Source organism: Novosphingobium clariflavum, assembly GCF_026420865.1.
Lineage (GTDB): Bacteria > Pseudomonadota > Alphaproteobacteria > Sphingomonadales > Sphingomonadaceae > Novosphingobium > Novosphingobium clariflavum.
In genome coordinates this window covers 65,298-79,432 of record NZ_JAPCWC010000001.1, presented here as the reverse complement: position 1 = coordinate 79,432, position 14,135 = coordinate 65,298, and the positions used below count along the sequence as shown (strand labels likewise).

The window sequence follows — 14,135 nt, the reverse complement described above, 5'->3', positions numbered from 1 at the left end:
TCAGGCCTTCCGGAACACGGTATTGGCGACCTGGGTCAGCGGCAATCCGTGACCGGTGATCGATTCCGAATGACCCAGGAACAAGTATCCGCCCGGCTTCAGGCAATCGACCAGACGGGAAACCACCTGGCGCTGGGTCGGCTTGTCGAAATAGATGAGAACATTGCGGCAGAACACCAGATGCATCGGCTCACCCACCGGGTAGTGGGGCTCCATGAGGTTGAGGCGCGCGAAACCGATTGCGCTGCGCAACTGCGGCACCATGCGCACATCGCGCCGCACCGGATCGCGCGAGGTCATGATGTAACGGCGGCGCAAGTGTTCGGGCACCGGCTCGACCAGTTCGCGCGGATAGATGCCGCTGCGCGCGGTTTCCAGCACGTCGGTATCGAGATCGGTGGCGAGGATGCCGTAATCCGGGCCGCCGTGGGTTTCGGCATGGTCGTCGAGCACCATCGCCAGGGTATAGGGCTCCGGCCCGGTCGAGCAGGCTGCGCTCCACGCACGGATGGTCCTGACCCCGCGCGCGGCGAAATCGGGCAGGATCACCGCGCTCAGATATTCGAAATGGCCCGGTTCACGGAAGAAGTCGGTCTTGTTGGTGGTCACCGCGTTGATCAATGCCGCGCCTTCTTCGGCCAGATTGTCCTCCGCGAACAGGTAGTCGCAATAAGCATCGAGCGTCGCGGCGCCAGCCGCACGCTGGCGCCGCCGCAGCCGCCCTTCCAGCATCGTCTGCTTGCTTTCGGGCATCTTGATGCCCGAATATTCGTAGATATAGGCCGCCAGCCGCGCGAAATTGCGCGAACTCAACCGGTCGCCCGCCACGGGCGAGCCGGATGCCCCGCTGCGGGCAGCATGCGGCGAGGAAGCGAGGGGAGCGGCGGCAGACATGGCTCAGGCGGCCGCGGCAGCGCAGCTGGACAGCTGCGCTACCTCCTGCGAGGAAAAGATCCGCGCCATGTCGACCAGCACGGTGAAGCCTTCGTCGCGCTTCACCACGCCGCCGATGTAGTCCGACGACCAGCGCACGCCGACGTCGGGGGCCCCGCCGATCTGGTCGGCGCGGAAGCTGGTGACCTCGATCACCCGGTCAACCACCAGCCCGAGCACCAGCACGCGGTCCTCGAGCGGGATGTCGATCACCAGGATACGGGTGGCCGGCGTCGGCGCGACCGGCGACAGGCCGAGGCGCAGCCGCAAGTCGATGGTGGTCACCCCCTCGCCGCGCATGTCGGTGAGGCCGAGCAGGTAATCCGGGCCACCCGGGATGCGGAAGGTCTCTCGGTAGTCGAGGATCTCGCGCACCAGCGTGACCGGCACCGCGAAGACTTCAGCCCCCAGGCCGAAGGTCACGGCCTGGATTTCCTGCGTGTCACTCATGCGTTGTGCATCCCGAAAGCGTCGTCGCGGTCATCGGCCCCGCCCATCGCGAGATCGAGTGCAAAGCCGTTGGAGCGGGCATGGCCATTGACCGGGGCCGGACGCTTGACGCCCGTGCTGACGGGAGCCTTGATCGCGCCCTTGACCGCCGGCTTGCGAGCCGGGGCACCGCCGCGCGCCGCACCGGCCGGGCGGGCGGAAGCCTTGATGGCAACATCATCGACCCGGAAGTAGGCCATGCTGGCTTGCAGTTCCTCGGCCTGCGCGGCCAGTTCCTCGGAGGTCGACGAGATCTGTTCGGAGGCGCTGGCGTTCTGCTGGGTGACCTGGTCGAGCTGTTGGATCGCCTGGTTGATCTGGCCGGCACCGATGTCCTGCTCGCGGCAGGCGGCACTGATTTCCGAGATCAGTTCGGCAGTCCGGCGGATGTCGGGCACCAGTTTGGAAAGCATCTCGCCCGCCTCGGTCGCCGCATCGACGGTATTGGCCGAAACCGCGCTGATTTCCGCAGCGGCACCCTGGCTACGCTCGGCGAGCTTGCGCACTTCCGAGGCGACCACCGCGAAACCGCGGCCATGTTCGCCCGCGCGTGCTGCCTCGACGGCGGCGTTGAGAGCCAGGAGGTCGGTCTGGCGGGCGATTTCCTGGACGATGCCGATCTTCTCGGCGATCGTGCGCATCGCGCCAACCGCGCGGTCGACCGCGATGCCGCTGGCTTCGGCGTCCTGCGCCGACTGGCGCGCGATCTTCTCGGTCTGCGCGGCGTTCTCGGCGTTCTGCTTGATGTTGGCCGACATCTCTTCCATCGAGGCCGAGGCCTGCTCGGCGGCCGCGGCCTGTTCGGTGGCGCCCTGCGAGACCTGTTCGGACGTCGAGGACAGTTCCTGGCTGCCGCTGGCGACATTGTTGGCGGCCACGCTGGCATCGCCGACGACACCGCGCAGGCGGTCGATCATGCGCACCAGTGCATGGCCCAGCGTGTCTTCATCGGACAGCGGCTTGTGGCTGACGGTGAGGTCGCCGTCGGCGATCTTGTCGGCCAGACCGGCGCTCACGCGCAAGTTGGCGGTCATGCGATTGACGGTATCGACCAGGTCCCTGATCTCGTCGTTCGAGGTGACGGTGACCTCCTTGTCGAGATCGCCGATGGCCACCGCATCGATCACCACGCCCACCCGCGAGAGACCGCGCGAGACGATCAGCGAGATCCAGACACCACCTGCCAGCGCGCCGAGAATGGCGATCGCGGCCACGGTGAGCAGCGTTGCGCGGGCCGAGGCGTAAAGCGCGTTGGTGTCCTGATCGACCTGCTTCATGTCGGCGCGGGCGCGTTCCACCAGCAGGTCGGCCTGCTTGTTGACCCGGTCGAGCACGGCACGCGCCGGCCCGAGCGCCAGCCGCGCGGCTTCCTCGTTGGCATTGGCGCGGGCAAGTTCGCGGATGCGGGTATCGACCGGTTTGAAGCTGTCGAGCGCGGCGCGCATCTCGCGCCAGACCTGCACGGTGCCCGGTGTGGCCGCGGCCTCGCCCTCCTGTGAGAGACGATCAAGCTCGAGCATCGAGCGCGAGACCTTGTCGTCGAATTCCTTCACCTGGACCGGATCGTTGGTCATGGTCATGCTGCGTTCGTTGCGCGCGGCGGTGCCGAACGCCACCTGCACCTGCTGTGCACGGTCGAGCCGCGCGGCAGGCCCTGCGATCAGGTCGGTGATCGCGGTGTTCAGCGTGCTCAGGCGCGAGACGCTGACGCCGACGACCACCGCCAGCAGGATGAGGATGATGCCGAAGGTGACGGCAAGCTTCATTTTTATCGTTGCGCGCATGCGAGTTGGAACCTTGGAAACCCTGCTTCGAGGGTAATTGCCGAAAAATCAGTGCGGATCAGGCCGCGTGACTGCTGAAGGCCTCGTCCTCGCTGTCCGGACCACCGGTCGAGAGATCGAGGGCAAAGCCTCGGGCGCGGGCCTGCTGGTCGGAAACCGACAGCGCGCGGGCGGGGCGAGAGGACGCCGGCTTGCGAACGATGCCCCCGGTCGGGCGGACCGGCTGGAACCCGGCCTTGGGCTGGCCCTGCGGACGGGCCGTGGCACGCCCTCCCTGCCCGGAAACCCGGAAATAGGCGATGGAGGCCTGCAGCTCTTCCGCCTGGGCGGCGAGTTCTTCCGAAGTCGTCGAGATCTGCTCGGAGGCCCCGGCGTTCTGCTGGGTCACCTGGTCGAGCTGCTGGATCGCCTCGTTGATCTGCGCGGCGCCGATGTCCTGTTCTCGGCAGGCGGAACTGATCTCGGACACCAACTCGGCGGTGCGGCGGATATCCGGCACCAGCTTGGTGAGCATCTCGCCCGCCTCGGCGGCGGCCTCGACCGTCTCGCCCGAGACCGAGCTGATCTCTGCGGCGGCCTGCTGGCTGCGCTCGGCGAGCTTGCGCACTTCCGAGGCGACGACCGCGAAACCACGGCCATGTTCGCCCGCACGCGCGGCCTCGACGGCTGCGTTGAGGGCCAGGAGGTCGGTCTGGCGGGCGATTTCCTGGACGATGCCGATCTTCTCGGCAATCGTGCGCATGGCGCCAACCGCACGGTTGACGGCAACCCCGCTGGCTTCGGCATCCCTGGACGACTGGCGCGCGATCTTCTCGGTCTGCGCCGCGTTGTCGGCGTTCTGCTTGATGTTGGCGGCCATCTCTTCCATCGAGGCTGAGGCCTGTTCGGCAGCCGCAGCCTGTTCGGTGGCGCCTTGCGAAACCTGCTCGGAATTGGCCGAGAGTTCCTGGCTGCCGGTCGAGACGTTCTCGGCCGCCACCGTGGCATCGCCGACAACCCCGCGCAGGCGTTCGATCATGGTGTTCGCATGGCCGAGCAGATCGCCGATCTCATCGTTCGAGCGAACCTCGACCGTGCGCGTCAAATCCCCTTCGGCAACCTGGCGCATGGCATCGCCCGCAGCCTTCAGCCCGCGCGAGATCAGCAAGGCCAGATAGGCTGCCGCCATCGCGGTGAGCGCAAAGGCCGCCACGCCAATCGCGAACATCAGCGATCGCGCCGAACCGTACGTGACTTCGGTATCGTCATCCGCCCGCGTCATCGCCTGCTGTTCGGCCTGAACCAGCGCTTCCACCGTCTTGCTCGCCGCCTTGGCGCGCTCGCGCGATTCGCCCAGGGTAAGGGCGACGGCGGCGGCCTTGTCGGACTTGCTGAGTTCGGCAACTTGGGCATTGACCGGCTTGAAGGCGTCCCACTGTTCGCGCAGCTGCGCCCAGGCAGCCTTGCTTTCGGGCGAGGCGTTGTTTCCGCCATCCAGGACTTCCTGCTCAACCTTCTCGCGCCAGGTGACGATCTGCCCTTCGAGGTCGCGGCGCGCCGCGGCGTCGTCGACCAAGGTCAGGTTCTTCTCGGCGCGGATCATCATGCTGATGCCGCCATCGACGGCCCGCGCCCGGTCGAGCTGCTTGGCCGGTCCGGCGACAAGCGCGCCGATGGCATCGTTGAGCGTGGTCAGGCGGGAAATCCCGACAACGATGGTGGCGGTCATGAGCATCAGGAGGAGCACGAAGGTCCCCCCGAGCTTCAGCTTGATGGTTGCGCGCATGGGGCCCCCGGCTTCAGTGAAGAGTGGATGACGGGCCGGCCGCGGCATCGGCGCCGCCGGTCAGGGAACGGAAGATCGCGGCAAGGTCCGGCAGCACGACCACGCCGTCATCGCGGCGCACCAGTTCGCGCACGAAATCGCGGCGCCAACGCATGCCGACGGCCGGCGGCTCCTCGCTGGCATCGCGGCTGAGAGTCGCTACTTCGTGGACCTTGTCGGTGCGGATACCGATCTGGAAGGTCTCTCCCTCGGTCTCGGTCTCGATCACCACGATGCGGCTGTCGAGTGTGGCCTCGGCCGCCGGCATCGCGAAGGCGAGCCGCAAGTCGGCGATCGGGATGATCTTGCCGCGGAAGTTGACCACGCTGCCCAGCAAGGGCGCGGCACCCGGAACCCGGGTTTCCGGCAGGAGGTCAAGGATTTCGCGAACCAGCGTGGCCTCCAGCGCGAAAGTCTCCTCGCCGAGGTTGAAGGTCAGCACTTCGAGATGGCCCTCGGCATCCCACTGCGTGGCGGACTGGGCAGGATTTGCTTGAGGCATCATTATCCGGCGGCGCGCAGCCGCTCCTCCTGGTGCTGGCCGAGGGTTACGAGTTGGACGACATCGAGGATCAGCGCGACGCCGCCGTCGCCGAGGATCGTCGCCCCGGCAAAGGTCGCGACGTCGCGGTGCAGCGGCGACATCGACTTGATGACGGTCTGGTGGCTGCCGATGATCTGGTCGACCACCAGCCCCACCCGCTCGGCGCCGGTGGCGATGACGACGATCTTCTGGTGCGGATCGGGCCGCGTGCCGGTATCGAAGATTTCGCGCAGGCGCAGGAACGGCACCAGCCGGTCGCGCAGGGTGATGAAGCTGCGCCCGCGTGAGCGCAGGTGTTCCTCGAGGCTGAGTTCGAGGCATTCCTCGACCGCACCAAGCGGAATTACGTAGCGCCCCTCGCCCACCCGCACGAGCAGGCCGTCGATGATCGCCAGCGTCAGCGGGATCCGCAGCACGACGGTGGAGCCCTCGCCCGGCTTCGAGGTCACGTCGATGGTGCCGCGCAGGCTCTCGATCGTGCGCTTGACCACGTCCATGCCGACCCCGCGCCCGGACAGGTTGGTCACCTGCGCCGCGGTGGAGAAGCCGGGATGGAAGATCATCTGCAGCAGGTCGTGGTCGGAAATCGCCTGGTCGGGCTGGATCAGCCCTTGCACCTCCGCCTTGGCGCGGACCCGCTCGCGGTCGATGCCGCGCCCGTCGTCGCGGATGGTAATGAGTACCTCGCCGCCTGCCTGATGCGCGGAGAGATGGACCTGGCCGGCCGCCGGCTTGCCCGCGGCAAGGCGGTCCTGCGGCGTTTCGAGGCCGTGGTCGCAGGCATTGCGGATCAGGTGGACCATCGGATCGGCGAGCCGCTCGATCATGGTCTTGTCGACTTCGGTGGTCTCGCCCTCGGTCGACAGGGCGATGGTCTTGCCGGTCTCGCGCGCAAGATCGTGAACGAGGCGGCGGAACCGGCTGAACAGGCTGGCGACCGGCACCATGCGCAGCACCATCATGGTATCGCGCAGTTCGCCGGCCAGTCGCTCGATTTCCTCGGAGATCGAGCGCAGCGCCAGTTCGTTGCCGGAGGCCGAAGCCTGACCGCTTGCGAGTTGCGACAGGCGGCTCTGGACAATCACCAGCTCGCCCACCCGGTCCATCAGCTCGTCGAGGCGCTCGGCCGGCACGCGCACGCTTTCACCGGACTTTGGCGCAGCACTCGGCGTAGCAGCGGGGGACTTTCCAGGAGCTGCGGAATCGATCGCGGCCAAGACAGGAGGGGCGACACCCTGAACGGCAGCCGAGCCATCGGCACCGGCAACTGGGGCCGCGCCCGGAACGTCGTCCGCCGCCACCTCCAGCGGCGTCACGGAAAGCTCCATGTCGTCCATCACGAAGATAAACACGTCGTCGATGTCCGCGCGCGAGATGTCGCCGCGCAGCTCGACGTCCCAGCCGATGTGGCATTCGGTCGGCACCAGGTCGGCAAGCGGCGGCACCTTGTCGGTGCGCGCGACGATGCGGCATTCGCCAAGCTCGCGCAGCTCGTCGAGCAGCATCAGCGGATTGGTGCCGTTGGCCATGGCATCGGCAGGGAGGCGGAACGACAGGCGCCAGCCACTGCCAGAACCCGCAGCCGCCACCGGCACAACCGGAACCGCACCGGCGGGCTCTACCGCAGGCGGACTATCCGACGCGCCGTCGATGGCTGCCTGAAGCTCGGCAAGGATGGCCGCGCCGGTGGCTTCAAGACCGCTGCCGTTGCCCTCGATCAGCGCACGCATGTGGTCGCGCGCGGAGAGGATGACCGCCACCAGTTCCTGCGTCGCCGGAGCCAGCCCCTTTCGCACGCGGTCGAACGCGGTCTCGCAGTGGTGGGTGAACTCGGCCAGCGCATCGAACCCGAACATCGCGCCCGAGCCCTTGAGCGTGTGCAGCCCGCGGAACACTTCGTCCACAAGGTCCCGGTCGTCGAGCCGGTGGCCGAGATCGAGCAAGCCCTGCTCGATCTGGTCAAGCAGTTCGCCCGCCTCGATGCGGAAAGCTGCGACCGGGTCCTGCAAGCTCACCGGCCCAGCACCTTGCGCGAAACCTTGATGAGCTGTTCGGGAACGAAGGGCTTGACCAGCCAGCCGGTGGCACCCACCGCCTTGGCCTGCTGCTTCATGGCATCGTCGCTTTCAGTGGTGAGGAATATGATCGGCACGCCCGCCTGTTCCGGCGCCTTGCGCAGTTCGCGGATCATCGTCAGCCCATCCATGTTCGGCATGTTGAGGTCGGTGATGATGAGATCGAACTTCTTCGCGGCGGCCGCGCTCAGTCCCTCCACCCCGTCGCCCGCCTCGGTGACGTCATAGCCCGCACCGGTCAGCGCGATGCGGATCGCCATGCGCAAACTGGGGGAATCGTCGACTGTAAGGATAGCGGCAGTCATTGCGGAAGGTCTCCGTGAAACCAGAAATCGATGTCCTGGGGGGTGGGCTCGGCAAGGAATCCCGCGCGCCGAAGCAAGGCGACGACCGGCTCGGTGACGGGTGCGACGAGGCGCAACTCCCGTCCGGCCCGGGCCCATTGCTCACGCGCGGCGTAGAGGATCTCGACAAAGGCAAGATCGGCCTCAACGACGGCGGATACGTCGAGAACGGCGTCTTCGTTATTTTCGAAGCCGGCAAGAATTGCCTGCACGAATTCATGCGCACTGCGCACGGTTACGGAAGATGGTACAGTTATGGCCTGTTGCATCGCTTCCACTGGACATGAAAGATGAGTGCGAACGTGTCGGAACGCGGGGATGTGTGTTTTTTAGAAAGAAACTCCGCCCCCACCGCACGGCGATGAACATTTTTTAGCATTCAGCCAACTTCCGGAAACGAAAGGCTGGCCCGACCCGTAGCCGCGCGCGCGGTTCCCGCAATCCGCCACCGAGCGGCTTGCGAGGCAAGGCTGTCAGGACAAGCCGGGAGGATCCCGGCTCATCATCCCCCGAACCGCTCAGGCGCGGTACCGCAGCGCCTCGATCAGGAGCGCAAAGGCAGGCTTCGGCTGCCTGCGGCTGGGGTAATAGAGATGGTAACCCGGGAACGGGTCGCACCATTCGTCCAGCACGCGCTCCAGCCTTCCCTCGGCAATGTGCTGTGCCACATAGTCTTCGGGCACGAAGGCGAGCCCAAACCCGTCGATCGCGGCATCGATGATGACTTCGACATTGTTCGAGGTGAATTGCCCCTCCACCCGCACGTTGAGTTCGCGGCCGCCCTTCTCCAGTTCCCAGGCATACAATCCGCCGGCGGTCGTCAGGCGCAAGTTGATGCAGCGATGCGCGGCAAGATCCTGCGGTGCACGCGGGATGCCGCGGCCGCGCAAGTAGCCGGGCGCGGCCACGGCGGCCATGCGCAGTTCGGGCCCGATCGGCACCGCGATCATGTCCCGTGCGACCTGTTCGCCAAGGCGTACGCCAGCGTCGAACTTGTCCGCCACGATGTCGCGCAGCCCGGAATCCACACTGAGTTCGATTTCCACCTCCGGATAGTCCCGCATGAGCCGGGCGACGACCGGCCAGAGCACGGTGCGGGTGGCATGGAGCGGCGCAGTGATGCGGATCAGGCCCGCCGGTTTCTCACGCAGTTCGCCCAGCATATCGAGATGATCCTTGATCTGCGCAAATGCCGGGATGAGGCCGCCCAGCAGCCGTTCCCCGACATCCGTGGGCGAGACACTGCGCGTCGTGCGCGAGAGCAGGCGCACGCCGAGGCGCGCCTCCAGTCGGCGGATCTTGTGGCTCAGCGCGGATTGCGAGATCCCCATCTTGGCCGCCGCGCGCGTGAAGCTGCGCTCTTCCGCAATGGCGATGAAGGCGTGAAGGTCGTTCAGTTCGTCGCGCTGCATTGATGACTCATGTTGATAGCCACATGCATCAATCATGTACTAATCACACAGACGCCCGCAACCTATCTTCAGGTTCAGCCCAAAGCCCAGCCCCGAACAATGTTCAAAACCACGAACTCGGCGGGCACGGAACCAGGAGTTATCCATGCAGAAGCGCAACCTCGGAAAGAGCGGCCTCGAAGTCTCGGCCATCGGCCTTGGATGTATGGGACTGAGCTACGGCTACGGCCCACCGGTCTCGGAAAGCGACGGTATCGCGCTGATCCACGCGGCCTTCGACCAGGGCGTGACGTTCTTCGACACCGCGGAAGCCTATGGCCCTTATGCCAACGAGGAACTGCTCGGCAAGGCGCTTGCCGACATGCGCGGCGAAGTGGTGATCGCCACCAAGTTCGGCTTTTCCGGGGGCAAGCCGATGGAGGGACTGGACAGCCGCCCCGAAACGATCCGCGCCATGACCGAAGCCTCGCTCCGCCGTCTCGGCACTGATCATATCGACCTGCTCTACCAGCACCGCGTCGACCCTGCCGTCCCGGTCGAGGAAGTTGCCGGCACTGTGCGCGAACTTATTGCCGAGGGCAAAGTGCGCCACTTCGGCATGTCCGAGGCAGGCGCGCAATCGCTGCGCCGTGCCCATGCAGTGCAGCCGGTTGCCGCGCTGCAGAGCGAATACTCGCTGTGGTGGCGCGAGCCCGAGGCGGAGATCCTGCCGCTATGTGAGGAACTCGGCATCAGCTTTGTCCCGTTCAGTCCGCTCGGCAAGGGTTTCCTGACCGGCGCCATCACTGCCGAGACGACCTTCGGCGGCGACGACTTCCGCAATGTCGTGCCGCGTTTCGAAGAGGAGAACCGCAAGGCCAACGAAGCGCTCGTCTTCCGGCTGAAGGACATCGCCGAGGCACGCGGCGCCACCCCGGCGCAAATCGCGATTGCCTGGCTGCTCGCCGGCAAGCCGTGGATCGTGCCGATCCCCGGCACCACCAAGCGGCATCGCCTGACCGAAAACCTCGGCGCAGCTGCCATCACCCTCTCCCCTACGGACCTTGCCGAAATCGAGGAAGCGCTCGCCGCCTTCCCGGCGCAAGGTGCGCGCTATCCCGCCTCGATCGCCGGCCGCGTCGGCCGCTGATCCAGACATCCGAAGGACATCCTCCCATGAAACTCATCCGCAACGGTAGCCAGCCCTCGTTCAAGGGACCTGCCGACTGGTTCACCGGCAACGTGCGCATCGATTCCCCGTTCCAAGGCGAGGCTCCCGCGCGCGCCGGCGGCGCCATCGTAACCTTCGAGCCCGGCGCTCGCACCGCCTGGCACACCCACCCGCTCGGCCAGACGCTCATCGTCACCTCGGGCTGCGGCTGGACCCAGTGCGAAGGCGAAGCCATCGTCGAGATTCGCGCCGGTGACGTGATCTGGTGCCCGCCTGGCCACAGGCACTGGCACGGCGCCACGCCGACTACCGCCATGACCCACGTCGCCATTGCCGAGATGCTAAACGGACGGGCCGTCGACTGGCTGGAACAGGTAAGCGACGACGACTATCTGACCGGACCGCCGACGGATTGACCGCCCAGGTTGCGTATCTGGCGCTGAAGCAGGCGTTGCCGGTCAGGACCTGATCGGCAACGCCTGCTCGTCCTTGATCGTCTCCATCGAGATATAGGCGGCAACGTCGTTCAGATCGAGCCGGGCGATCAGGCGCTTGTATACCGTGTCGTAGTGCGCGACGTCCCTGACCACGACCTTGAGAAGATAGTCGAAGTTGCCCGCCAGCCGGTGGCATTCGAGCACTTCGGGAATACTCGCCACAGTCGCACGGAAACGCTCCAGCCAATCCCCGGAATGATGGGCGCGGATGATCACGTAAACGGTGCCGCGCAAGTCCAGCAGCGGCCGGTCGAGCACGACGACGGTGCGGCGGATGTAGCCATCCTCGCGCAGCCGGGCGATGCGCCGAGAACAGGCCGAGGGTGAAATGTTGACCCGTTCGGCAATGGCATGGACCGGCATGTCCGCATCGCTCTGGAGCCATTCGAGAATGCGATAGTCACGGTCGTCGAGCATGAGCACAGTCCACGGATTCATCACGGAATCCTCCGCATATGCACAATTGGCGCGCAAAGGTCAAAAACCCCGCATCATACGGAACCAAATCCGGCAATTATGCGCAAACTTTGCACGCATTTATCACGCCCGACGCACTAAAGTCTGCCCAGACGAGGAGTAGCGCGCATGGCACAAGACATCGGGTACGCAGCGGAGCAGGACGACACTGTTCGGGAATGGCAGACACGGGCCATCGCTCGCCTGCGCGCCGAGCAGGCGAGCGCGCCCGAAACACCACTGATCGAATTGCCGCTCACCGATGCACCGGGTATCCGGCTGTTTCTCAAGGACGAATCCGCCCACGCCAGCGGCAGCCTGAAGCACCGGCTGGCCCGCTCGCTGTTTCTCCACGCGCTCTGCAATGGCCGCATCAGCCCCGACACGCTGATCGTCGAGGCGTCCTCGGGATCGACTGCGGTTTCGGCGGCGTGGTTCGCGCGGCTGCTCGGCCTGCCCTTCCTCGCCGTCGTCCCCGCCTGCACCGCGCGCGAGAAGATCCTGCAGATCGAGGCACTAGGCGGCACATGCCGGGAAGTGGCCGATCCCCGCACGATCCAGTCCGAAGCCGCCCGCATCGCCAGAGAGTGCACCGGCTATCATCTCGACCAGTTCACCCTCGCCGAACGGGCCACCGATTACCGCGCCAGCGGCAACATCGCGCAGGCCATCTTTGCACAGATGGCCGACGTGCCCGGCGGCCTGCCGCGCTGGATCGTCTGCGGCGCGGGCACCGGCGGTACCGCCACCACGCTTGGCCGCCACGCCCGCTACATGGGCCACGCCGCCCGCCTTGCCGTGGCCGATCCCGAGGCCTCGGTGTTCCACCGCCACTACGCCGACCGCTCGGTCAGCCGCGTCGAGGGCGCGCTGTCCTGCGTCGAGGGCATCGGCCGCGCCGCGGTCGAACTCTCGTTCACCCCCGAAGTCATCGACCGCATGGTGGTCGTGCACGATGGCGCCGGAATGGCCGCGGCGCACCACCTCAGCGCGCTGATGGGGCGGAGTTGCGGCCCATCGACCGGCGTCAACCTTCACGCCTGCATGGAGATCGTCGCCGAGATGGTGGCGCGCGGCGAGACCGGCAACCTGGTGACCATCCTGTGCGATTCGGGCGAACGCTATCGCTCGACCTGCCACGATCCGCAGTGGTGCGAGGCGAAGGGCTTCACGCCGGACGATGCCCATCCCGCGCTCGCCCGCTTCCTGCCGCTGATGCCGGATCTTGCACGGCGCGCGGCCGCCTGACTTTTCCCGAAGCGCAAGCGCGCCGGCACCGACCTGTCCCGGCCGCCGGCGCGCGGCGCGCCTCAATGCATCTGCAGCACGATCACTTCGCTGCTGGCCGGATCGGTGCGCTTGCGCAGCTTGCGCACCGCCTTTGCCGGGACCGCGCCGCCGGTGTTGCCCCAGGAACTGCGGACGTAGCTCAGCACGTCGGCGATCTGCTGGTCGGACAGCTGGTTGCGGAAAGGAGGCATCCGGTAGGCATCGGGAACACCCTGCGCGACGACGCGCGCCGAGCCGTTCAGCACGGCATTGATGCCCGAGGCCGCACCCTCGCTCGCCAGTGAGGAGGCGGAACCGGCCAGCGGCGGAATCCACTGCCCCTGCCCGCGCCCGTCGACGCCGTGGCAGAAGCTGCACTTGGCAAGATAGGTCTGCGCGCCAGTGCCCCCGGTCGCCGTGGCGGCCTGGTACTGCCAGGCCGCACCGTCCTTGCCGGGATTGCCGGGCAGGGACTTCAGGTAATGCGCGATCGCCCGCAGATCCTCGTCCGGCATGAACTGCAGCGAGTTGTTGAAGGCCTCGGTCATCGAGCCGAACACCACCGCGTGGCGATTGCGCCCGGTCTTCAGGAACTGGTGCAGTTCCTCCTCGCTCCAGCGGCCAAGGCCGGTATTGCTGTCGCCGCGCAGGCTCGGTGCGTACCACCCATCGAGCAGGCCGCCCGAGAGGTAGAGGCGGCTACCGTCGTGATAGGCTTTCTCGTTCATCACCAGCCCGCGGGGGGTATGGCAACTGCCGCAGTGTCCGGCGCCCTGCACCAGGTAGGCACCCCGGTTCCACAGCGGATCCTTGTCCTTGCGCGCCTCGAACGCGCCCGAAGGCGCGAAGGCGGCGCTCCACAGCGCCAGCGGCCAGCGCATGCTGAGCGGCCAGGGGATGCCGCTTTCGCGGTTGGGCTGGCGCGCGGCCGGCACCCCGGCCATGAAGAAGGCGTAGAGCGCCTTCACGTCGCCATCGGTGAGCTTGACGTAGGAGGGATAGGGCATCGCCGGATAGAGCCGGTGCCCGTCCGCCGCGACGCCCGCACGCAGCGCACGGTCGAAATCGGCCAGCGTGTAGCGACCGATGCCGGTCTGCGGATCAGGGGTGATGTTGGTGGCATAGATCGAGCCGAGCGGCGTTGCCATCTCCAGCCCACCGCTGAAGGCGGGCTTGCCCGGCAGGCCGTGGCAGGCCACGCAGTCCGCCGCGCGGGCGAGCTGTTCGCCCTGACGGACCAGTGCCGGCGTGAAGGCCGGAGCGGCCACACCGTCGAACGGCGAAGCCGGGGTGCGGTTCACATACCAGGCCGTCGCGGCTGCCACGACGGCAAGCGCGGGCAGCAGGATCTTGTATCGTGTCTTCAACGCCGCCTCCC

Annotated in this window: 14 protein-coding genes; 3 read left to right on the top strand and 11 right to left on the bottom strand. The window is 66.7% G+C overall.

The genetic code is table 11. From position 1 onward, the window contains the following. The 9 genes from OKA11_RS00305 to OKA11_RS00265 all read right to left on the bottom strand — a co-directional run bounded on the left by OKA11_RS00305 (window position 1) and on the right by OKA11_RS00265 (window position 9,385). Entirely contained in the window at window positions 1-813 is an 813-nt protein-coding gene (locus OKA11_RS00305; protein WP_267218603.1) for a CheR family methyltransferase, read from the bottom strand. A gap of 84 nt (window positions 814-897) precedes the next feature. Further along, entirely contained in the window at window positions 898-1,383 is a 486-nt protein-coding gene (locus OKA11_RS00300; RefSeq protein WP_267218222.1) for a chemotaxis protein CheW, read from the bottom strand. Continuing rightward, window positions 1,380-3,188 carry a methyl-accepting chemotaxis protein gene (locus OKA11_RS00295; protein ID WP_267218221.1) on the bottom strand — a complete coding sequence of 603 codons (1,809 nt, stop codon included), beginning with the start codon at window positions 3,186-3,188 and terminating at the stop codon, window positions 1,380-1,382. The genes OKA11_RS00300 and OKA11_RS00295 overlap by 4 nt, the downstream gene beginning before the upstream one ends. A gap of 76 nt (window positions 3,189-3,264) precedes the next feature. Further along, entirely contained in the window at window positions 3,265-4,971 is a 1,707-nt protein-coding gene (locus tag OKA11_RS00290; RefSeq protein WP_267218220.1) for a methyl-accepting chemotaxis protein, read from the bottom strand. Window positions 4,972-4,984: 13 nt separating this feature from the next. Further along, window positions 4,985-5,515, bottom strand: coding sequence for a chemotaxis protein CheW (locus tag OKA11_RS00285; protein ID WP_379489304.1), 531 nt, complete (start codon window positions 5,513-5,515; stop codon window positions 4,985-4,987). Continuing rightward, a complete protein-coding gene (locus OKA11_RS00280; protein ID WP_267218219.1) occupies window positions 5,515-7,569 on the bottom strand; it encodes a chemotaxis protein CheA in 2,055 nt (684 codons plus the stop codon). The genes OKA11_RS00285 and OKA11_RS00280 overlap by 1 nt, the downstream gene beginning before the upstream one ends. Next, window positions 7,566-7,934, bottom strand: a complete 369-nt coding sequence (locus tag OKA11_RS00275) for a response regulator (RefSeq protein ID WP_267218218.1) — start codon at window positions 7,932-7,934, stop codon at window positions 7,566-7,568. The genes OKA11_RS00280 and OKA11_RS00275 overlap by 4 nt, the downstream gene beginning before the upstream one ends. After that, window positions 7,931-8,242, bottom strand: coding sequence for an STAS domain-containing protein (locus OKA11_RS00270; protein WP_267218217.1), 312 nt, complete (start codon window positions 8,240-8,242; stop codon window positions 7,931-7,933). The genes OKA11_RS00275 and OKA11_RS00270 overlap by 4 nt, the downstream gene beginning before the upstream one ends. A 249-nt stretch (window positions 8,243-8,491) precedes the next feature. Further along, window positions 8,492-9,385: a LysR family transcriptional regulator gene (locus OKA11_RS00265; protein WP_267218216.1), complete on the bottom strand. Its 894-nt coding sequence runs from the start codon at window positions 9,383-9,385 to the stop codon at window positions 8,492-8,494. A 145-nt stretch (window positions 9,386-9,530) separates the two neighbouring features. Between OKA11_RS00265 and OKA11_RS00260 the strand changes: the two genes are divergently transcribed. After that, window positions 9,531-10,514: an aldo/keto reductase gene (locus OKA11_RS00260; protein WP_267218215.1), complete on the top strand. Its 984-nt coding sequence runs from the start codon at window positions 9,531-9,533 to the stop codon at window positions 10,512-10,514. Window positions 10,515-10,540: 26 nt separating this feature from the next. Next, window positions 10,541-10,951 (top strand): (R)-mandelonitrile lyase, encoded by a 411-nt coding sequence (locus OKA11_RS00255; protein WP_267218214.1) that lies wholly within the window; start codon window positions 10,541-10,543, stop codon window positions 10,949-10,951. Window positions 10,952-10,993: 42 nt separating this feature from the next. Here the strand turns inward: OKA11_RS00255 and OKA11_RS00250 are convergent, their stop codons facing one another. Further along, complete coding sequence (locus OKA11_RS00250; protein ID WP_323748294.1) at window positions 10,994-11,449, bottom strand: Lrp/AsnC family transcriptional regulator; 456 nt, start codon at window positions 11,447-11,449, stop codon at window positions 10,994-10,996. A 168-nt stretch (window positions 11,450-11,617) separates the two neighbouring features. Here OKA11_RS00250 and OKA11_RS00245 point away from each other — a divergent pair, with 168 nt between their 5' ends. Further along, on the top strand, window positions 11,618-12,736 hold the full coding sequence (locus tag OKA11_RS00245) for a PLP-dependent cysteine synthase family protein (RefSeq protein WP_267218212.1): 1,119 nt from the start codon (window positions 11,618-11,620) through the stop codon (window positions 12,734-12,736). A gap of 62 nt (window positions 12,737-12,798) precedes the next feature. Here the strand turns inward: OKA11_RS00245 and OKA11_RS00240 are convergent, their stop codons facing one another. Beyond that, window positions 12,799-14,124 (bottom strand): c-type cytochrome, encoded by a 1,326-nt coding sequence (locus OKA11_RS00240; protein ID WP_267218211.1) that lies wholly within the window; start codon window positions 14,122-14,124, stop codon window positions 12,799-12,801. Window positions 14,125-14,135: the final 11 nt, after the last annotated feature.